This is a genomic window from Chryseobacterium lathyri, assembly GCF_030812195.1.
Lineage (GTDB): Bacteria > Bacteroidota > Bacteroidia > Flavobacteriales > Weeksellaceae > Chryseobacterium > Chryseobacterium lathyri_A.
The window spans coordinates 1,495,026-1,517,534 of the sequence record NZ_JAUSSF010000001.1; the positions used below are offsets into that span (position 1 = coordinate 1,495,026).

General features: G+C 37.8%; 14 protein-coding genes. 3 read left to right on the top strand and 11 right to left on the bottom strand.

Features of this window, described 5'->3' with window-relative positions; genetic code table 11:
* Window positions 1–11: 11 nt before the first annotated feature.
* The 8 genes from dacB to J2T03_RS06790 all read right to left on the bottom strand — a co-directional run bounded on the left by dacB (window position 12) and on the right by J2T03_RS06790 (window position 12,658).
* On the bottom strand, window positions 12–1,481 hold the full coding sequence (gene dacB, locus J2T03_RS06755; RefSeq protein WP_307210205.1) for a D-alanyl-D-alanine carboxypeptidase/D-alanyl-D-alanine endopeptidase: 1,470 nt from the start codon (window positions 1,479–1,481) through the stop codon (window positions 12–14).
* A 160-nt stretch (window positions 1,482–1,641) separates the two neighbouring features.
* The gene (gene priA / locus J2T03_RS06760; protein ID WP_307210207.1) at window positions 1,642–4,089 is read right to left on the bottom strand and encodes a replication restart helicase PriA; all 2,448 of its coding nucleotides are present in this window, start codon (window positions 4,087–4,089) and stop codon (window positions 1,642–1,644) included.
* Between the two features lie 203 nt (window positions 4,090–4,292).
* Entirely contained in the window at window positions 4,293–5,204 is a 912-nt protein-coding gene (locus J2T03_RS06765) for an AEC family transporter (RefSeq protein ID WP_307210209.1), read from the bottom strand.
* Between the two features lie 106 nt (window positions 5,205–5,310).
* A complete protein-coding gene (locus tag J2T03_RS06770) occupies window positions 5,311–7,797 on the bottom strand; it encodes a beta-mannosidase (RefSeq protein ID WP_307210211.1) in 2,487 nt (828 codons plus the stop codon).
* Window positions 7,798–7,948: 151 nt separating this feature from the next.
* On the bottom strand, window positions 7,949–8,611 hold the full coding sequence (locus J2T03_RS06775; protein WP_307210213.1) for a copper homeostasis protein CutC: 663 nt from the start codon (window positions 8,609–8,611) through the stop codon (window positions 7,949–7,951).
* Between the two features lie 16 nt (window positions 8,612–8,627).
* On the bottom strand, window positions 8,628–9,176 hold the full coding sequence (locus J2T03_RS06780; RefSeq protein ID WP_307210215.1) for a hypothetical protein: 549 nt from the start codon (window positions 9,174–9,176) through the stop codon (window positions 8,628–8,630).
* Window positions 9,177–9,242: 66 nt separating this feature from the next.
* Window positions 9,243–10,235, bottom strand: a complete 993-nt coding sequence (locus J2T03_RS06785) for an isoaspartyl peptidase/L-asparaginase family protein (RefSeq protein WP_307210216.1) — start codon at window positions 10,233–10,235, stop codon at window positions 9,243–9,245.
* 164 nt (window positions 10,236–10,399) lie between these two features.
* Complete coding sequence (locus tag J2T03_RS06790; protein ID WP_307210218.1) at window positions 10,400–12,658, bottom strand: glycoside hydrolase family 20 protein; 2,259 nt, start codon at window positions 12,656–12,658, stop codon at window positions 10,400–10,402.
* A 103-nt stretch (window positions 12,659–12,761) separates the two neighbouring features.
* Here J2T03_RS06790 and J2T03_RS06795 point away from each other — a divergent pair, with 103 nt between their 5' ends.
* Complete coding sequence (locus tag J2T03_RS06795; protein WP_306844703.1) at window positions 12,762–13,580, top strand: DUF4197 domain-containing protein; 819 nt, start codon at window positions 12,762–12,764, stop codon at window positions 13,578–13,580.
* A 507-nt stretch (window positions 13,581–14,087) separates the two neighbouring features.
* Here the strand turns inward: J2T03_RS06795 and J2T03_RS06800 are convergent.
* Window positions 14,088–14,741 carry a CoA transferase subunit B gene (locus J2T03_RS06800; protein WP_307210219.1) on the bottom strand — a complete coding sequence of 218 codons (654 nt, stop codon included), beginning with the start codon at window positions 14,739–14,741 and terminating at the stop codon, window positions 14,088–14,090.
* A 121-nt stretch (window positions 14,742–14,862) separates the two neighbouring features.
* Here J2T03_RS06800 and J2T03_RS06805 point away from each other — a divergent pair, with 121 nt between their 5' ends.
* Entirely contained in the window at window positions 14,863–16,668 is a 1,806-nt protein-coding gene (locus J2T03_RS06805; RefSeq protein WP_306844699.1) for an ABC transporter ATP-binding protein, read from the top strand.
* A gap of 74 nt (window positions 16,669–16,742) precedes the next feature.
* Here J2T03_RS06805 and J2T03_RS06810 read toward each other — a convergent pair whose 3' ends face one another.
* Window positions 16,743–17,444 (bottom strand): CoA transferase subunit A, encoded by a 702-nt coding sequence (locus J2T03_RS06810; protein WP_306844698.1) that lies wholly within the window; start codon window positions 17,442–17,444, stop codon window positions 16,743–16,745.
* Between the two features lie 354 nt (window positions 17,445–17,798).
* Here J2T03_RS06810 and J2T03_RS06815 point away from each other — a divergent pair, with 354 nt between their 5' ends.
* Window positions 17,799–19,322 carry a membrane-binding protein gene (locus J2T03_RS06815; RefSeq protein ID WP_307210221.1) on the top strand — a complete coding sequence of 508 codons (1,524 nt, stop codon included), beginning with the start codon at window positions 17,799–17,801 and terminating at the stop codon, window positions 19,320–19,322.
* A gap of 180 nt (window positions 19,323–19,502) precedes the next feature.
* Here the strand turns inward: J2T03_RS06815 and J2T03_RS06820 are convergent, their stop codons facing one another.
* Window positions 19,503–22,241: a fibronectin type III domain-containing protein gene (locus J2T03_RS06820; RefSeq protein ID WP_307210223.1), complete on the bottom strand. Its 2,739-nt coding sequence runs from the start codon at window positions 22,239–22,241 to the stop codon at window positions 19,503–19,505.
* Between the last annotated feature and the right edge of the window lie 268 nt (window positions 22,242–22,509).

The window sequence follows — 22,509 nt, forward strand, 5'->3', positions numbered from 1 at the left end:
AAATAATATCCTTAAAGATCGAGAGCCGGCTCAAGAATCTTTTCCATTCTTTTCTTTACCATATCTATAGATCCTGAATAATTGTTTACCATTAAAGAAAACACTAACGTTTTCCCAGAATTGGTTTTCAGGTAGCCGGCTAATGTTTTTACTTTATTCAAAGTCCCTGTTTTTGCAAAAACCTGCCCGTTTCCGGTACCGATGAACATTCTTTTCAGTGTTCCGGACTGTCCGCCTACCGGGAGTGAAGTGAAATAGGTTTTGTAATATTTCTCATCCATTAAAGATGTTAAAAACTTCACCTGAGAAATCGGCGTTACATTATTGCTTCTTGAAAGTCCGCTTCCATCCATGTAATTCAGTCCCATCATATCAAAACTTTCCTCTTTCAGGTGGTTTGTTACTACCATTCTCCCGGACTCCGAGGTCTGGTCACCCATTTTCTGGAAGCCTACTGTTTTCAGTAAAGCTTCTGCCAGAGAGTTATCGCTGTGCTGGTTCGTATAGAATACAATATCACCTAATGTAGGAGATTTATAGGCCGAAACCAGTTTTCTGCTTTCCGGAACTGCATCCGTCATTCTAGGGGTTACTTTTCCGCTAATGCCAATTCCGCTCTTTACGAGTGTAGTTCTGAAAGTATTGGCAAGATAAGCCGGAGCATCGGGAAGTTTTGTCGTTAAAATACCATCTCCTTCATATTTATCTGCATATACCATCTGATTCGCATAAGGAGACATATAGAAATACTTTTTGTCAGACACCAATCCTGATTTTTTCATGATCAGCTTTTCGTTAGCAGGATTAATCTCGCGGGTAGTTCCTACAGGTAAGTAATAATTATTGTTTTCAAGCCATACAACATTTTCCGGAAGCCTTGTAATATTGCCTTTGAAAAGCGCTGTCTGGATGATAATATCACCGTTTACCTTTCTGATCCCTTCGCGGGAAAGTCCGCCTATGAAGTCTGAAATAATATCCCTGTAAGACCATGCACCAGCTTTATTGGTTCCTAAAGAAGGATCGCCGCTGCCTATAAGATACAGATTTCCGTTTAGAACTCCATTTTCATCAATAATCCCCGAATATTCCAACTGCGTCATCCAACGGTAGTTTTCGCCTAAAAGGCTCAATGCTGTTTCCGTGGTAAGCAGTTTTGTAGTAGAAGCCGGAACTAAAGGAGTATTTTCATTGTATGAAGAAATTACCTTCTTCGTTTTAGGGTCATACACTACGAATCCCCAGTTGGCATTTTTCAGCACAGGATCCGTCATCATTGTGTTTACATTAATATCTACAAGCTCTTTGGCCGACAGAATCGTTTTCTCGGCTATTGAGGTAACCGGAGAAGGAAGATTCAAAGTATTCTTTTGATTATCGTATGCCTGAGAGTAAAGAACTGTAGAAACGGTAGATTGAGCAAGGAAAAACCCAGAAGCCAATACCGCCATGCCTGAAATATATTTTCTGTAATTTACCATCTATCTTTTTTTGGTTCTATGGTTTGACACTTTAAAAAATGATAAGTTAAATCATCCGGTTAAAGGGCCAAACACTTAATCAACGACCAAAAGTAGAAATTATTGTGATAAAAAGGGTTACAGGGATCCTATAAAAGAGTGTAAAGTTTGTTAAAAATTGTTAAAAATCTACAAAAACATCTTTTTTAATACTTTGATAAGCAGTGATTTCATCAAATTCATTCAAACTTAGTAAAACCATTTTTTTGAATTCATCATACTTTTTCCCGCGTGGAAGTTTAAGCATAATTTGGAACTGATATAAATTATTAAGCCTTGCAATCTGTGCTCTTTCGGGTCCCAAAACACATTCTTCGGGAAGGTATTTTCTTAAAATAGATCCCAAAAACTGAGAGGCTCTGTTCACTTTGTCTTCTTTTCTGTGTTTCAGCTCGATCATAATCAGTTTCGTGAACGGCGGATAGTGGAATTTTTGGCGTTCAGTTAGGATATATTTATAGATCTTTGCCGGATTATTCATCTTGATCAACTGGAAAACAGAATGATCGGGATTATAGGTCTGGATTAAAATTTTTCCTTTCCCCGAAACTCTTCCGGCTCTTCCTGAAACCTGGGTGATCAGTTGGTAAGCTCTTTCCTCAGCCCTGAAATCCTGGACATACAGCAGGGAATCTGCTTTAGGAATAGCCACAAGCTCAATATGATCAAAATCGAGTCCTTTTGATATCATCTGGGTTCCCACAATAATATCTGTTTCACCTTCTTCTATTTTTTCGTACAGCTTTTCATATGCAAACTTTTTACGCATAGAATCCACATCCATTCTGTCTACTTCATTGTCAGGAAACATTTTGGATACTTCCTCATGAATCTGTTCTACTCCTACTCCTCTTTCATTGAGGTTTTCTGAATGGCATTTCGGGCAGGTTCTCGGCTTTGAGGCTCTCTGTCCGCAGTAATGGCATTTCATTTCGTTGGCTGCCTTATGGTAGGTCATTACGACATCACAGTTTGAGCAGTAATTCACATAGCCACAGGTTTCGCATTCAATCACATTGGCATAACCACGACGGTTGTGAAGCACAATGGCCTGATTTTTTTCGTCCAGTGTTTTCTTGATCTCATCAATTAAATGTAAAGAAAAGTTCCCGGAAACTTTTTTAGATTCCTGGGCTTCCTTAAAGTTGATGAGCTCATATTCCGGCAGGTTCACATTCCCGAATCTTTCATTCAGGAAAATATATTTTATTTTATCTTTTCTGGCGTTATAATAGCTTTCTACAGAAGGTGTTGCCGAACCCAGAATTACACCGGCTCCATAAGAATTACCTAAAACCAGCGCAGCATCTTTTGCATTGAAATAAGGGGAAGCTTCTCTCGGCCTGTATGCGGAATCATGCTCCTCATCTACTATGATAAGTCCAAGATCCTGAAACGGCAGGAACAGGGCATTACGTGTTCCAATGAGTATTTTAATATCGTTCTGCTTGATTCTTCTCCAGACTTCAACCCGTTCAAAATCCGTTAATTTCTGATGATAGAAACCGAGCTGTCTTCCGTATTTTTTTTCTAATCTCTGAGTGATCTGCTTGGTCAGAGAAATCTCGGGAAGCAGGAACAGAACATTTTTCCCTTCCTGAATGCATTCTTCAATTTTCTCTAAATAAATATGGGTTTTTCCTGAGGAAGTAACACCGTGCAGCAATACATTTTTCCCCTCCTTAAAGGCTTCATCAATTTCAGTTTTGGCTTCCTTCTGCTGTTCGGAAAGTTCTTCAAGCTCTTCAATTTCACCTTCATAACTTTCGAGCCTGTCTTTCTGCATGTAATATTCTTCAACAAGACCCTTATCCGCAAGGGACTTAAAATGGGAGCTTCCAAAATATCCATCTTCGAAAAGTTCAGATTTTTTAATTGCAACTTCCGGATGCTCGGTTTGCTTTTCCAAAATAGCCAGAAAAAGATCTTTCTGCTTAGGAGCTTTATTCAGTTTTAAAAGAATATCCGTGAGATTCTGGTTGTTTAAAACCGCATCATCGATCCTTACATAGGCTACTTCTTTAGCTTTATATTTTTCTGCAATTTTTTCATCAATTTCAATATACTGCAGATCGATCAGGGAATTAATTGTTTTGATGATATCTTTTTTAGGGATAAATGCTTCAATATCCGTAAGGTTGATGAGCTGGCGTACTTCCAATGCCTGGATAAGGTACATTTCATTCACATCCAGATTTTCAAAATCAACTGTTATATTAGGTTTTAATTTTAAATAGGTTTCGCTTTCCAGTTTCAAAGAAGATGGAAATGCAAAACGGTAAATCTCTCCAAGCCCGCACAAATAATATGCTGAAAGCCAGTTCCAGAAGTTGATCTGCTCTTCGGGAAGGATGGGTTTATCATCCAAAATACTGATCACTTCTTTCGCCACAAAATTCTCCGGTGCGTTATCATGAAGTTCAAAAACGATCCCGGTATAAATTTTCTTTCCTCCAAACGGTACCAGCACACGCATTCCCTGCTGAATTACAGACATCAGTTCTTCAGGAACTTTGTAGGTGAAAGATCCTTTTAAATTAAGTGGTAAAACGATTTGGGCGTACTGCAAGGGAAATTTTTAAAGTGTAAAATTAGATTTTTCTTTAGAGAACTGCAATTTTTTGTTGAGATACGCCAACGTCATTACGGAGAAGCATCTCTATATAGATTGCTCTTTTAACTCTCGCAGATGAGCAGATCTGGCAGATGTTTGTGTTATTTTTGATCTGTTCAATCTCTGAGATCATTCTCAGCTTATATTAGAAAATATTTTTAGAAAAGTAATTCTATGACATGATACCAAACTGCCGAAGTAAGAAACCCAACAATAATACTGAAACCAATAATAAGATTGGTAAGCTTGGTATTTAACCTGAACTGTTCTGCAATAATACTTGAGGTAACAACAGTAGGCATTGCAGCTTCAAATACAGTGATCTTTGCCACATCTCCTTTTATATTGAAGAGCATGGCCAGACCAAGAACAATAGCCGGGGCCAAGATCAGTTTATAGAGCATAGAAACAGACATCTGAGGGATAAGTTTTTTCCATCCATTGAATTTCAGCTGAAGTCCGACTGAAAATAATGCTAATGGACTTATGGTTGCTGCAAGTTTATCAAAAAAAGGTTCTGCTAATGTAAAATCAATAAACTGAGATAATATCAATGCTGCAACACACCCTATCAATGGCGGAAAGGTAATCAGCCTCTTTAAAATAAATTTTGCACTTACCTTTCTGGACCTGCTTCCTCCTTTCACTGCCGCAATGATTCCTAATGTGGAAAGGGCAAAAAACATGGTCTGGTCACAAATAATGGCAATACTTAAAAGACTTTCGCCATAAAATGCACTAATGAGAGGGAAACCGATAAAGGATGTATTGCTGTAACCGCTTGTCAGTTCCAGTGTGCTTCTGGACCGCCTTGAATAGCCCTTACTTTTACTGTAAAACATCATAAAGAAGAAACAGAAAACAGAAACAAGTAAGGTAGCCACAATGGGGAATAGCATTTCTGTTGTCCATTTAATTTTTGGCAGGTATTTAAAAGAAACTGCGGGCAGGGCAAGGCACAGAATCCAGGTATTAATGCCTTTGTGAGCATCGGGATGGATAGATTTTGTTGCTTTGAATACCATTCCGGTAATAATGCACACTGCAATCAGAACAAAATTTACCATCATATTTAAAAAATATAATACAAAGTTACGGTTGATTTTTTAGTTATGACCTCAAAAAAATATTTTTTAAGCCCTCGCTGATTAAACAGGTTTTGTTGTGTTTTGATACTTAATCCTGCAAAGTATCCCAAAGGCTTAACACTTCGATATTTTCCAAAGGTTTTGAAAGTTTTATCTTTTTTAATGTACCGGGAAAGAGATCAAAGAAGTTATCACTGAAATGGGTATCGCCTATCAGATAAACATCTTTTGCCAGAACATCTGTAGAAATTCCGATCTCATCTGCTGTGATTCTCTTAATCTTAATAGCAGGTTTTGTCAACTGCAGATCTTTAGGTTTGGAAAAGAAATAGTGATTGACAGCAATAGCTTTCCCATTATTATCTTTTAATGTAAACTGCAAAAAGGTTTTATTTCTGTCCGTTTCAGGAATTATTTTTTTAATTTCAAGAGGTTCAAATCTTAGAATAGTCTCTAATACTTTCCCTTTTGAATCTGCCACTGTTTCTTTTAAAACTTTACCATCAAAATTTATTGCCTTAATTTCTAATTTAACATCATTGAAATGTTCCATTCCGTCATTAACCGCATAAAAGCTTAAAAAACCTTCTTTTTCGTCAACCAAAATAACCTGTTGCTCAAAGCTTTTCTTCATCTGGTAATGCAAAGCTTTCCAGTTTCCTGAATAATCAATGGACGACCAGGAAACAACCGGCCAGCAGTCATTGAGCTGCCAATATAATGTCCCCATATTATAGGGTTTTGCCCGGCGGTGGGCTTCTACGGCAATTCTCATTCCACGGGCCTGAAGCAGTTGGGAAATATAAGTATACTTCACAAAATCTGCAGGGGTTTTATAGTCCCTTTTCATATATTCAGTGATGATATCCCAGCCTCTGGTATTTTTTTCATGGGCTTTAACAACCGGATTCTGAAGGCTGAGATCCGGAGTTCCGGCAAACATAGATTTCATAGTTTCCAGGCTTGGCATTCCCTGAAAACCATATTCTGACATGAATCTTCCTACTTTCTCATTATAAATCTCAAACGGCTGCTCACCCCACCAAACACCCCAATAATGGGAATCTCCTTCTGTAAGGCTTTCCTGATGTCCCCATCCAATAGACGGTGAGCTCGGCCAATAGATATTTTTATCCGGAGTAAGAATTTCTTTCATTGTATGAGGAATCACTTCATGAAACAACTTTTTATAGTCTTTCCAAACCTGAAGGGAATCATTTTTTGAGTATTTGAATTGTTTCTGATAGCCCCAGTTGACAATAGCTTCATCAATTTCATTATTTCCACACCACAAAGCAATAGAAGGATGATTCTGAAGCCTGCTGATCTGATCTTTTACCTCTTCTTTTACGTTATTTAAAAAATCTTCATCAGCAGGATAAAAGCTTCCTGCAAACATGAAATCCTGCCAAACCAAAATACCGTTTTCGTCACAGGCTTTGTAGAATTCATCATCTTCATAGATGCCGCCACCCCAGACACGGATCATATTCATATTGGCATTTTTGGCGTCTTTGATGAGCTTCCGGTATTTTTCTTTGGTTATTCTGGGTGAAAAGCTGTCGGAAGGAATCCAATTGGTTCCTTTTGCATATAACGGTTTTCCATTGACTTTAAAATAGAAAGATTTTCCGGCTGGATCTTTCTCCTGAATTAAATCAATGGTTCTTAGCCCAATTCTTTCGGTTTTTTCAGAAAGGATTTTTGAATCTTTTTGCAGAGAAATTTTTATGTCATATAAATTAGGATCGCCCCATCCATTGGGCTGCCAAAGTTTTGGATTGCTAATTTTAAGAGGAATCTGGATCTTATTTCCACCTTTTTTTAATTGAAATTTATTTGAGTGATTATTAATTAAAATAGAGTATTCACCTTCTTTATCTGCAAAAATTTCTGTTTGAATATTAAGTTCTGCTTGTTGTTTTGTCAGGCTTTTTTGCTCAATTTTTATATTTTTTAATTGAGCAAGATTCCAGAAATGCAGTTCTACATCTTTCCAGATTCCGGCAGTAACCAGTCTCGGGCCCCAATCCCATCCAAACTGATACTGAGCTTTCCTTACAAAACTCCTGGGTGACTCCGGCATGGTAAACGGAACTTTCCCAGCCAGTTCTTTTCCTTCCTTCACAGCCGACCTGAATTTAATTTTCAGTTCGTTATCTCCTTCTTTCAGAAATTCTTTTACAGAAATTTCCCATTTCCTGAACATATTGTCTGTTTTTTTCAGCAGTTTTCCATTCAGATAAATTTCTGAGAAGGTATCAAGTCCGTTAAAAATAAGATCAGCAAGATCATTTACCAGCTCTTTTGATGATATTTTAAAACTGGTTTTATATTCCCAGTCTTCATTTTCTATCCACTGTACTTTCTTCTCATTATCATCTTTAAAAGGATCGGGAATGATCTTATTATCCATCAGATCAAGATGAACAGTACCCGGAATTTTTGCAGGCAGCCAGTTTTGCTCCTGCATATTTTTGAACTCCCATTTTTCGGAAGTCAGGCTTCGTTCTGTTATCTGGGCATTCACCATACTCTGAATAAAAAGGAAAGCAAAAAGGATTGATCTATTCATTAAGAAACTGGTTTAAAAATTTATAAATTTAAGCTTTAAATACTCACTTTGTCATTCGAGGAACAAAGGAATCTGTTATTAATTATTAAGATTCTTCCACTCCATTTTGTTTCGTTCAGAATGACAACGCTATTCATATCACTTCTAAAATTTAACTATTTTTCAAACTCAGGACCTCATCTGGGTTGGCAAAAGCCCCGCCGTCTGTAATTGCTGAGGAATGGAAATAAGCGGCATTTGTAAATTGCCTGATCTCTTCAATATTGGTTGAACGAAGTCCGCCTCCAACCAGAATTTCTATTCTTCCATTGGAAAGCTCAACCAGTTTTTTCAGGTTTTCTTTACCTTCAGAAACATTTGGCTTCTGACCTGAGGTGAGGATGGTTTTAAAGCCGCAGTCAATAACTTTTTCCAGGGAACCTTCAAGGTTTTTTGCTCTGTCAAAAGCACGGTGAAAAGTACAGGGAAGTGGATCTGCCATTTCAATCAATATTCTGTTTTGTTCTACATTGACCTCATCATTTTCATTTAAAATACCAAAAACAAAACCATCTACTTTTAGAGATTTCAACTGTGTCAGGTCTTTTTTCATCTGTTCAAATTCAGCATCTGAATAAGTAAAATCGCCACCTCTGGGCCTGATCATCACAAAAATCGGTATATTTATTTTTTCTCTTAGCGCTTTTGTTGTTTCAAAATCAGGCGTTGTTCCTCCTTCATTCAATCCGTCACATAATTCTATTCTGTCGGCTCTGTTTTCAAATGCAGTCATTGCCGATTCGGGATTGAAACATGCTATTTCTATTTTTGACATTTTGTTTATTTAAATTTTACTCTTCTTCGATAACATCCGCTATCAGAAATCTATCTTTTGACTTTATGACTTTTATTTGACGAGAATATTTAGCTTTGAAACCATCATCTGCTAAAACTGCATGAAAAACATAACTGTTTTCTGACGAAGACTTTAAGTCACAATTTCTAACTTCAATATTAATCCAATCCTGTCCGGAAATAAGGAATCCTGAATTTATTCCAGCTTTATCTGTATCAAATTTACCTTTCCATTTGTCCTGGAATTCTTTTAAGGTAAGGCTTCCGTCAACATCCATATCAACATTCATTGCATCTGTTTTATATTCGTAATATTCTTTGGTGGTTATTTCCTGCATTTCTTTATCCAAACTTCTCAGGTCTTCTTTAAAGTAATTTTTGATGCTTTTTTCGAGCCATTCTTTTGCTTCTTCAGATTCATTGGGCTTATTTTCAGCTGGTACAATTTCTTTGGGAAGAGATTCCTGCCTTATAACAGCCTCTTTCTTCTTTTCCTCTTTACACGCTGCCATTAAAAATAAAGATACAATGATTAGGTTTTTCATATTCCTATTAATATTTTAAATTTTGGTTAAAGCCTTGATATGTCTTTTTGAATTTTAATAAAGCTTTTATTTTAATGCAAATTCTGGCTTTTCCAAACGGTTTCCTCTCTGGTCATAGACCGCAAAATTAAATCCATCCTGAATGCAGTAAGAACCATATTCTCCTTTTTTATTTAAGGCAATAAAACCAACCTGGATATCTTTCAGGTTTTTATTTCTTCTTTGAGCAATTTTCACAATTCTTTCAACGGCTTCTTTACAGGCCTGTTGAGGATTTCTTCCCTGCCGCATCAACTCAACTACCAGATGTGTCCCGACTGTACGGATCACTTCTTCGCCATGGCCTGTAGCCGTAGCGGCCCCCACTTCATTGTCTACAAATAAGCCGGCCCCAATGATGGGAGAATCTCCTACCCTGCCATGCATTTTAAAAGCCATTCCACTGGTGGTACAGGCACCGGAAAGATTTCCCTGTGCATCAAGAGCGATCATCCCAATAGTATCATGGTTTTCAATATTGGCAACTGGTTTGTATTCGCTGGTTTTCAGCCATTCTTTCCATTCTTTTTCGGAATCGGGGGTGAGAAGGTTTTCTTTTTTAAAACCTTGCGACAATGCAAACTGCAGCGCCCCATCTCCAACCAGCATAACATGCGGAGTTTTTTCCATAACGGCTCTGGCCACGGAAATAGGGTTTTTAACATACTCTAAACAGGCTACCGAACCAATATTATAGTTTTCATCCATAATACAGGCGTCAAGGGTCACTCTGCCATCCCTGTCCGGACGTCCGCCATAGCCGACACTTCTTTCATTGGGATCCAGTTCTACCAGACGAACTCCTTTTTCCACGGCATCCAGGGCTTTTCCGCCTTTTCCCAAAATGGTCCAGGCTTCTTCATTGGCTTTCAGCCCAAAATCCCAGGTGGAAAGAACAATAGGTTTACCAGCAGTTTTCGGATTATCAGGAAGTTCCCCGGCAATCAGGTCCAGTGGATTTACAGCAAGTGCCAGGGAAGCAGCAGCCGTTTTTTTAATGAAGTTTCGTCTACTTTGCATGTTCAGATATATTTGCCCTCCAAATTAGCAATTTTCCCGCTAGCAGAAAAGGAAAAAGACCATAGAATATACACTATGGCCTTTTATTTTTTTTCAGGATCAATGTTATCATTGATGTATCAAAACAGCATCGGATATTATTTCATATAGATCTGGGCTTTGGGCTAATTTGCTCCAATTTCATCAACAAACAGCCACGCTTTTGAATCTGCTCCGGGATTTCCAGCAGGAATAATTCCAGCATTTTCTATTTTAAGTTTGATATATCTTGAGCTCTGATTTCCAACCTTGAGCTTTATTTTTCCTTTTGAGCTTTGGATTTCGTCTTTTCCTATTTCTTTGATTATTTCAAAATTCTTACCGTCATCGGAAACAAAGATCTGTGCAGATTTTGCAAGATGGATCCAGCTTCCTTTATTGTCCAGGGTATTAAAATAAATTTCTGAAAACGCAGTTTTCTGGCCAAGATCGATGGTTGCAACGACATCTTTTCCCTGGAAGCCCAGCCATGTTTTTCCCAGCTGTCTTGTATTTCCGATAATGCCGTCTACGAGGGTAAAAGCTCCGCCAAAAGAATAGTTTTCGCTTGGCTGCTGTTCCAGTATAATTTTTTTTCCTGTTGTTTTAGAAATTATAAATTCCTGTGTAGAAACTGCGCTTTTCAGTTTTCCATCCTCAAAATAAGCAGATTTAACGGTTAGAGATTTTGAAACGGCAATAGGTGCCTGATAAACCTGTGAATTGATAGAGGGTTCTGTTCCGTCTGTAGTATACCGGATTCCTTTTGGATTTTGTGACACTGTAAGTTCGTAAGAAATACCATTATTGGCAGGAAGCACTTTTCCGGAGATATTGTAAATACTTTTTGCATAATTAACCTTCATTTTGTCGAGAACTTTGAACTGGCTGATCACCCTGTTTTCAAATTCTTTATAGTTCTTAGGGTCTGCTGTTCCCCATCCCACTTCGGAAAGAGCCATCAGTCTTGGAAATATCATGTACTGCACCTGCTTAAAATCGGTAATATATTCTGTCCATAAATTAGCCTGAACACCTAAAATATATTTAGCCTGCTCTGTATTCAGCTCTGCAGGAATGGGATTATAGGAATAGACTTTATCCAAAGGGGTAAATCCTCCGAAAGCATTAGGCTCTGATTGCGGATCTCCCTGGTAGTGATCGAAATAGCAATAAGCACCTGGTGTCATCACTGCAAAATGGCCGGATTTTGCAGCTTCTATCCCACCATTTACACCTGTCCAGCTCATAACAGCGGCGTTTGGGGCTAAACCTCCTTCGAGAATTTCATCCCAGCCGATAATCTTTCTGCCTTTGCTGTTCACATATTTTTCAATTCTGCGGATGAAATAGCTTTGCAGGCCATGTTCGTCTTTCAGGTTGTTCTTTTTTATCAATTCCTGGCAGTGGGCACATTCTTTCCATCTTGTTTTCGGGCATTCATCACCTCCGATGTGAATGTACTTGGACGGAAATAATGCAATGACTTCGTCAAGAACATTTTCCAGGAACATAAACGTTTCTTCTTTTGGACAGAAAACATCGTCAAAAACACCCCACTTTGTTGCAGATTCAAACGGTCCTTTTGTGCAGGCAAGTTCCGGATATGCTGATAAGGCCGCTAGGGCGTGGCCCGGCATTTCAATTTCCGGCACTACGGTAATATGTCTCTGTTCGGCATATTTAACGACCTCTTTAATCTGCTCCTGTGTATAGAAATAAGGTCCGTAAGGTTTTCCATCAAATGTATTGTCTACATAAGCTCCAACCATTGATTCTTTACGTTTTGAACCGATGTCTGTCAGTTTCGGATATTTTTTAATTTCAATTCTCCAGCCCTGATCGTCTGTAAGGTGCCAGTGGAAGGTATTCAGCTTGTACATGGCTAAATAATCAATATACTGTTTTACCTCATCAACATTGAAGAAATGGCGGCAGACATCCAGATGCATTCCCCTCCATGCAAATTTGGGATAGTCATTGATTTCCATAGCAGGAATAGCTTTGTATTCTTTATATTCTTCAAATAATTGTATCAGGGTCTGAAGTGCCAGAAAATAGCCCTGATCTGTATAAGCAGTTATAAAAATCTCTTTTGGGGAAATGTCAATAAGATATTTTTCTTTATTTCCTTCAGGATTTTTGGGCTGTGGCATTGGAACATATACCAGATGAGTTCCCTCTATTTTATTGCTGTTTTGAAATTTAACCTGGGAACCAAGACGTTTTTTGAAATACTCAGTTTCTTCTTTTGGAAGTTTGTCATTCAGTATCAGCGTTTCAGGAATAACAAACTTACCTTTCTGCATGATAACACTTTGAGGGTAAGGGATCAAATCAGGCTTCTTTTGAGCATGAAAAACTGTGGAAAAAATAGCAGAAAACATAAAAAGAAAACGTCGCATTTAGGTATGATTAAGGTTTTAGCTAATATAATTATTTTCCAAAACTCTTTGGCTATTTAACTTATTAAATAATAAAACATCTAAATTTGCAAAAAAAGATACAATGAGAAAAAACATTTTATTCGCGGCTGCCTTATTATTTTCAGTTTCTTCACAGGCACAGCTCTTAGATATCATTAAATCTACCGTTAAAAACAAAACAGGCGTTGATCTTGATAATCCCTCAAAACCTAAAAGTTCTACAACCACTGCTACAACTAATACCACAACAACTGCTACAACTCAAGCTTCTCCTGTTAATCTGGGAAATTTAACCTCAACGCAGATTTCTTCAGGATTAAAAGAAGCATTAAGCCTTGGAGTAACTGACGGTGTAAAAAAACTAGCTTTAACAGACGGATTCTTAAAGAATGAAGCGGTAAAGATTTTAATGCCTGAAAAATTAAGAAAGATTGATACCACGCTGCGCTCCCTGGGAATGGGAAGCCTTGCAGATGAAGGGGTAAAATTATTAAACAGGGCCGCTGAGGATGCGGTAACCGAAGCCGCTCCTATTTTCACCAAAGCCATTACATCAATGACGATCACGGATGCTAAAAATATTTTATTAAGCAGTGATAATGCGGCAACCAATTATTTACAGACCAAAACCCAAAGTCAGTTATTCACAGCTTTCCAGCCAAAGGTAAAGGCTTCACTGGGTAAAGTGGGCGCAGATACGGTATGGAAAAACCTGATTTCAAAGTACAATACTTTTACAGGACAATCTGTAACGACTGACCTTAACGAATATGTGACGACAGAAACAATTAATGGAGTATTTAAAATGGTGGCAGACAAAGAAAGCGGGATCAGAAATACACCGGCGATGAGAACAACTTCTATTTTACAGAAAGTTTTTGGGGCGCAGGATGGGAAATAATTTAGAAATTAGAGGCTAGAAGTTAGAACTTAGTTTTATAATCTGGTTGTTGAATTTTATTCTAAGATAATTTTAAAGCATAAAAACTGTTTCATTTGAAGCAGTTTTTCTTTTGTCATAAAACAAAAAATCTACGCTATCTGCTAAATCTACGAGAGAAAAAATCTTCTGATAATTTATATTCTTTCTTTTGTCTTGAAACAAAAGAAACAAAAGTTCAAGACCTGGAAACTTCCGCTAAAAATAAATCCTGATCTCTAAAAATTCTAAAACTTGCGCGAATCATTATTTGTTCTTCAGTTCAAAATTTGTCTCGCGCTTCAAACAATAGAATTTTCTTAACGTTCACAGGATTTATTTTTTTAACACTACATTTTCCTATGTCAATTGAGTAGCATTTCCATAAACATTTTTTGAGAACATTTACAATTCTTTAAATTTAAAGTGAGAAAAATCGCCGGGTAAATGAATAAAAAAACCTTGTTGTTGACAAGGTTTTTGTTTTATTTAGAATTGCATTTCAGGAATTTCACCTTCAATGATCAGATCTGCTTCTGTAGATTTTACGATGTGCTCCACAGAAACACCCGGAGCCCTTTCCACCAGTTTGAATCCGGCTGGAGTCACGTCCAGTACAGCCAGTTCGGTCACTACTCTTTTTACACAGTTAACGCCTGTGAGCGGAAGACTGCATTTTTTCAGGATTTTGCTTTCTCCTGCTTTGTTCACATGCATCATAGCAACGATAATATTTTCTGCAGAAGCAACAAGGTCCATTGCTCCCCCCATTCCTTTTACCATTTTTCCGGGGATTTTCCAGTTGGCAATATCTCCGTTTTCTGAAACCTCCATCGCTCCGAGGATAGTAAGATCTACTTTCTGGCCCCGAATCATCCCAAAACTAAAGGCTGAATCAAAAAATGAACCTCCGGGAAGAATGGTGATGGTCTGTTTTCCGGCATTGATGATATCAGCATCTTCTTCGCCTTCGAAGGGGAAAGGCCCCATTCCTAGAACTCCGTTTTCACTCTGAAATTCTACGGAAATACCATTCGGAACATAGTTAGCCACCAATGTAGGGATTCCGATTCCCAGGTTTACATAATAACGGTCTTTCAGTTCTTTTGAAATCCTTTTAGCAATTTGTTCTTTTGTAAGCATAATAAAAACTTAGACTGCAATTTAATTCTTTTCACTTGAATACAAAAGGTCTTTGTTATTCAAAATTATTAATATCATAAGTCAAAATAATATCTCTAATTTTGCAACATTATTTATTAAAATGAAAATACTTTTAAGATACCTCAAGCCTTACCAGTGGTTGATTGTCCTTTCTTTGCTATTGGCAACCATTAATCAGGTTTTTTCTTTATTTGCTCCGGCCATTACAGGGAATATCCTGGATCAGCTGGTAACACATCCCAATTTTTTTGATAAGGAAAAACTTTTACCCAGAAATCTGAACCAATATTTATACGGAGACGGAATTTATCATGGTGTGTTCTATTTTTTAGGGCTACTCATCGGAACAGCGATGGTCAGTAGAATTGCCAAAGCTTTTCAGGATTATGCAGTAAGCGTGATTACTCAAAAGTTTGGCGCAAAAATCTTTACAGACGGTTTAAAGCACTCAATGGCACTGCCTTATCAGGAATTTGAGGATCAGAGAAGTGGTGAAACCCTGTCTATTTTAACGAAAGTAAGGGAAGATACTGTAAAGTTCATCACCAGCTTTATTAATATTTTCTTTGGAATTTTAGTGAGTATCATTTTCGTTTCTGTATATGCGATCCGTTTGCACTGGTCGATCATGCCTGTTTACATTTGCGGAATTTTCCTGATTGCATTCATTACTAATTTACTGAGTAAAAGAATTAAAAGCATTCAGAAGAATATTGTTTCGGAAACCACTGCTTTAGCGGGAAGTACTACAGAAAGCTTAAGAAATATAGAAATTGTTAAAAGTTTAGGCTTAACGAACCAGGAAGTGATCCGTTTAAATAACAATACCTACAAGATTCTTGGACTTGAGCTCAGAAAGGTGAAAAGCATCCGTTCTTTAAGCTTCATTCAGGGAACAATGGTCAATTTTCTTCAGCAGCTGATCACCATGACTCTTCTGTTATTAATTTTTAAGAATATTGTGACTCCGGGACAGTATTTATCTCTCATGTTTTATGGTTTCTTTATTTTCGGACCGATGCAGGAGATCGGGAACATCATTATTTCTTACCGTGAGGCTGAGGCTTCTCTTTTCAATTTTGATAATTTAATGAAAAAAGAGGTGGAAGAAAAGCCACTCCATCCGAAACAGATCGGTGCTATTGAAGAGCTGGAATTTAAACATGTCTCTTTTAAACATCAGTCGGCTCAGTATAAAGCTTTAAATAATATATCTTTTGATGTTAAAAATGGAGAGACCATTGCTTTTGTGGGGCCGAGCGGTTCAGGGAAAAGTACATTGGTAAAATTGCTGGTTGGACTGTACAGACCTCAGGAAGGAAATATTTTTTACAACAGCATCAATGGAAAAGAATTTGATTTTGATGAGCTGAGAAATCAGATTGGTTTTGTTACTCAGGATACGCAGCTTTTTGCAGGAACCATTAAAGAAAACCTTCTTTTTGTAAATCCTAACGCTACAGAATCTGAGCTGGAGGTTGCTTTGCAGAAATCGAGCTGTACAGCATTATTGGAAAGAGCAGAAAAGGGCATCGAAACCGTTATCGGTGAAGGCGGACTGAAGCTGAGCGGCGGAGAAAAACAAAGAATTGCGATTGCAAGAGCGCTTTTAAGAAAACCTCATTTATTGATCTTTGATGAAGCAACTTCTGCTTTGGACAGTATTACGGAAGAAGAAATTACGTCTACCATAAAAGACATTTCAAAAGAAAAGGAACAAATTACGGTTCTTATCGCCCACCGTTTAAGCACGATTATGCATGCAGACCGAATCTACGTACTGGAACGCGGACAGGTAATTGAAATGGGATCTCACGATAATTTAATTGCTGAAAAGGGATTGTATTATGCTATGTGGCGACAGCAGATCGGGGAAAGAAAAATGCTCATTTCACCGGAAGCATAACATAAACAAAGCGCTGAGAATATTTCCAGCGCTTTTGTTTTATTAATATTGTAACCACAAAAAAATAAGATGCCTTATTCCTTTGTTCGGACTGTTCTCTGCTCTATTCTCTTTTCAAATTTTTCACCCTGGAAGATTCTCTGGATCATAATCCCCGGAATATGGATCTCATTAGGATCTAATGTTCCCGGTTCTACCAGCTCTTCTACTTCTGCGATGGTAATTTTTGCTGCCCCAGCCATAGGATGGTTAAAATTCCTTGCAGAGCCTTTAAAGATAAGGTTTCCGACATGGTCTCCTTTCCAGGCTTTTACGATGGAATAGTCTGCTTTGTATGCGTGTTCCAGAATGTGAGGCTTTCCGTCAAAATCTTTGACTTCTTTACCTTCTGCAATCTCCGTTCCGTAACCTGCAGGGGTATAAAAAGCAGGAATTCCAGCCTGGGCCGCTCTGCATTTTTCTGCCAAAGTTCCCTGAGGTGTAAGCTCAACCTCCAATTCTCCTGAAAGCATCTGTCTTTCGAACTCTGCATTTTCTCCTACATAAGAAGAGACCATTTTGGTAATCTGTCTTTTGTGCAGCAGCAGTCCTAATCCGAAATCATCCACACCGGCATTGTTTGAAATACAGGTTAAGTCTTTTACATCGCTCTCTACCAAGGCACTTATGGAGTTTTCAGGGATCCCGCACAGACCAAACCCGCCCAACATCAAGGTCATTCCATCCTCAATTCCGCTGATGGCTTCTTTTGCATTTTTTACTCTTTTATCTATCATGAAATACTAGATTTTCTGTCCGTTAAATTTAATAAATTTTATCATATATCCTAAGGCAGAAATTAATCTTGTTTTCAAAGAACACTCAAAGCAAAGGAAGGAAAATTTCCGTGATTTCACGGAGGCATTATATTTTAAATTTTCTTTATTTTTCAGTAAATTAATTTATATTTGACATGGTAAAACTGACAATATAGAATATCATTCATTCTACTAAAAGATACCCTAAAATAAATTCGTTAAAATAAAAATTTTCTGAAGCGGACTTCTTGTTCCGTATTTTCGAGTATTATGAACATTCCGATTCTTATTATATTTCAATCACAAAACATCATTTAAACTTTAATAAAAAACATGAAAAAATTATTTACGTCAGCCATTCTTGCTTTGATTCTCAGCATCAGTGTAGGTGCGCAGGAGAAGATCTATTTTGACGAAAACTGGGAGAAAACCACTCAGGATAAAATGGAATTTTACAGGGAAACAGAGAATAAAGGAAAGCTTATTTTAATCAAAGATTTTTATAAAAACGGAAAACTTCAGATGGAAGGTCTTGCTTCGGATGCCACACCAGGCAGCGAAGTTTATGAGGGCAAAGTGACCTGGTACACCCCGGAAGGTAAAGTATTAAATACAGGAACATTTTCGGGTGGAAAGCAGACAGGGCCATCCCAGACATTTGATGAGAAGGGAAGACCTTTGGACGATCTGGTTTATAAGGAAGACGGCACGTTTAAAGGAAAAGTCTATATCTATAAAGATCCTGAGAATGCACTTTTCTATAACAGCATTACGACCTATGAAAGCGCTGACAACTTTAAGACTGTTATTTATGATGAAGATATCAAAGGAATCCGCTATGAGACAACTGTCGACAGTAACGGAAAATACGAAACTAAGTATTACGGTGACAAAGGAAAACAAATTGGTATAAATAAAGGAGGCAGCTCTGACGACAATGTCTTGGTGGAATATTATTATAATCCCATGAGGGTATCCAAAATTGAGAAATATAAAAGTGACGGAACGGTAAAAGAAGGCATTATATATTCCAAAAACGGAAAGATCCTGCAGGAAGAGAAAAAAAATAAAAAAGACGGCTATAAGATTACCTATGATGAAACCGGTAAGAAAATAGGAAATCTAATCTATTCTTACGATAAGGAATCTGATTACTACAAGCCTCAGGACGGTGAAGATTATCAGTTCAATTATGAATTTACAGGATTTTCTGCCATCGATGTTTATAAAAACGGTTCTATTATTCTGAGTAAATATTTTGATGACAATGGAAAGTTATCATCTGAAAAAACGCTAAAGGATGACCTGGTACAGGAAATCAGATACTATCATCCGGACGGAAGACAGAAAGGTATTTTAACCTATAAAGATGATATACCTTACAGCGGTACTTTGTATGAAGAACTTAGTGAACAGCAGTATAAAGACGGTGCTCTGGTTCTTTCAAAGTCTTTCAGGGAAGATGAAAAGATAAGATATGAGAAAAAACTGAATGCAAAGCAGAACGGATATGATGCCACGGTTTATGATGATAATGGCAGTTTAGTTTACACCTATGCACAGCCTTTGGAAAAAACGGAAGGCTTCACTGCTCAGATCATACAGTACGTAAAGGGGAAAGCAGGCAATAAAGCTGCTGTAAAAGACGGGATACTTCAGAGTGGAAAAATTAAATATAAGACAGAATCCGGATTAAAAGAAATGGAGCGCAGCGGAAAGTGGATCCTATTAAAAGTTTATAATCCTGAAGGAAAGCTTATCCAGGACTCAAAAATCCTTGCAGAGGTTGAAGATCAGAATATTTATAACGTTTTGAGTACAACCATTCAGGAAGATGATCTTCTGTATAATTTTTAAAAAATATTCTCCAAATTTTAATGAAAAAACCGACTGTTTGAAATGGCCGGTTTTTATTTTTATTGATCTTAATTAAAAGTAAAAGAGATGCTCATTGTCATTTTATTTTACTGTTTCAGTTTGTATCATAAAGAAGCGGGAAAGTTATTTCCCGCTTCTTTCTAATATATTGTTAACATATTACTGTATTACAAGTTTTAAAGTAAATAATTTTCTAGTGTGAACTTTTACGAAGTATACGCCTTTCGGAAGATTTTCATTCACCAGAGAGAAACGTTGGTTGTTGATGTTTTTGGATTCATACAATAACTGTCCTGATGCCGATAACAGCTCAATTTTCTCAATCGGATAATCACTCTTGATGAATGTAGGCTCACCCGGTTTCGTTGGATTTGGATATATAACTACATTTTTCTCTGTGCTTTTCACTTCATCGGTTCCCAGTGTTCCGGAGGTCACCTGGAATTGTTTTCTGTTTGAAACTTCTGTATAAGAGTCATTTGTAAACATCACCATATAGTAATTCCCGGGTGTTGTAGGAAGTGCCGTTCCCTGAATGGTTTTTGTTCCCTGGGTAATTCCATCAAAGTAAGTATAAGAAACAAAATTATCATCCGGAGTCTGAACACTCTGAGGGTAGATTCCCAGCCAGTCTTTGATAATTCCCGGAGAATCCGTCCATGAAGCTGTAATATTTTCACCTAATGTATAAACAGGTTTGTTGATCCATAATTCTGTAACAATATCCCCTACTTTAAAGAATACTTTATCTCCGATTCCCGTATACCCGTCTTCAAGCAGATACTGGGCATAATAATATCCTTTCGGAAGGCCTGTAAAGTTCAATGTTCCGGCGGGGGTTGATACATAGCTCCATTTAATAGACGTATTCGTTCCCGGTGTCTGTCCCATCTTATAAATCCCGATCCAGTCTTTCACCAGATTCGGTCCGTTGCTGTAATTAATAACAACCGTTCCACCTACAGGATAGGTATCCGCTGTAGCCTGAAGCTGTACTTTCGGGCCTACATAAAAGCTTTTCCTACCAGTGATTTCAGTATAACCTCCATTGGCAAAGAAGCCAGCGAAATACTGTCCTTTGTTGGCAAGACCATTAGGGAAAACAGCTGTGCCTGCCGTCTGTCCGTTTGTATAAAGAAAACTCTGGGAAGTCGTTGTTGCCGGAGTTTGTCCTTTCTTATAAATTCCCACCCAGTCCTGCTGGTTTCCAGGCCCTCCAGTATAAGTAGCTGTAATAGGCTCATTCTGTGCATATTCGGTTTTATCTAATGTAAATGTAGGGTTGGAAACCACGCTTCCGGTCACCTCAAACTGTTTCACCTCACTCCAGTCGCTCCATTCCAGGTTTCTGTCCCTGTAACGGACTTTTACATAATATATTCCGTTTGAAATAGAGTTGGCAGGAATGGTTGCTTTTGTAATATCAAGTCCGGCATTTAAGTTTTTCGTTTTATCCGGTGTTCCGTTGCCGTCTTTTCCGAACCAGTTCTCATAATCACGGTAAAATTCTTTTTCAATCACTGAGAAATTTGATGCTTTACTGATTAGAAACTGTGTGGTATTCAGTAATTCTCCATTAGATGATGCAAAAGCGCTTCCGTTAAGAGTCAAAGGTAGCATAACTGATGTCGAAAAAGTATTTGTAATAGATGGTTTTGAAGGTTTCGGCTGATTTTTATATCTATGGAAAGTATCTACCAATTCGTTTTGCTTCTTGTTGTAGACACCCCCAATTGAGTAGCATTCTATATCTACTTTTCCGGTCACTACATCTACTTCCACGATCTGGTAAGTCCAGTCTGTCAGTGTTTTCTGTACATCATCAAAATCCTGCTCATTAGACATTCCCCAATACTGATCCCACGCAGTACCTCCTGAAATAATCTGGTAATTCGGGGTATCTTTCAGCTGCCCTCTGTGATATAAATGATGGTGGGCTCCAACGTGCATTAAATATTTACTGGAAGTCGTCAGCAACGGCACTGCATTATTTCTCACCCATGTAGAAATATCCCCTACATACTGCTCGGCTTGATAAGGCCTATGGCTTAAAGAAATGATCCAGTCTACCGTAGGATCACCGTTTGCTTCATTCAGGATCTGGGAAAGCCAGGTCTGCTGTGCGGTCCCTGTATGTTCAGAACTTAAACTTACAAACAGAACGTTTCCAGCCTGTTGTGCATAATAGTTCTCGTTTCCTGATGAAATATTTTTATATTTAATTTCGTCGATGTAGAAATGGGCATAATAAGAATTCATCCCAAGAGTTCCGTAAGTCTCATGGTTTCCTACCGTTGTTTGAATAGGAAGATAGGGAGATAATTTAATATTCTTTTTAAAATGTACATTTTCATAATGATCCAGCGTTCCTACATCCACCTGGTCCCCCACCATAAACGTAAGCGCAATATTGTCAGAAGGGTCGGAATTGGCCCCAAATTTCTGTTTTAGTTTTTTGAAGGCATTCAGGGTAAGGGTATCATACCTCGGTTCCGCCTTGATCTGATTGTCCCCCATGATAAGGAAGCGTATTTTCCCGTCGGCAGTAGCAGCCTGTCCCGGTAGAGGAAGCGTTCTGAAATTATAAACCGCAGATTCTGTGGTCCCGGTCTTTATTTTATAATAGTATTTGGTATTGGGCTGCAGTCCGGCGATCTTTGCCGTGTGATAATAATAGTTGTTGTTATAGCCTGTATCAGAAAAAATATTGGTTGTTCCGGTAACCGTCACATTCAGGCTGGTGGGTGACGTTCCGTAGATCACAGTTGTTTCGTTATTGGAAGCCGTTTTCCAGTTGACGATCATAGAATTCGGTGCCGGATTCTGAAGATAAGGAAACAGCGTCTGTCCGAATGCCATCTGGACGGCAAAACAGAAAAAGAAGAAATAATGTTTCATAGATAGTTTACTTTTGTATGGATTTATTTCGATTTGTAAACCAGTTCATTAAAAAAATAATGAGCTGATTTTTTAATTTCGGGCAAAAGTAGGTTTCTTATATAAACTGTGCCTGTTGGGAATTTAAAGGAACTGTTAATTTTAAGGCATATTGGGAGTGAAAAAATTATAGTTTTTAATACATTAATTATTTGGTAGAATCAAAAAGTATTTTGTATCTTTGCGACCTGTTATTCAACCTCTGACGAAGAACGTGTAAGTTGCTTAG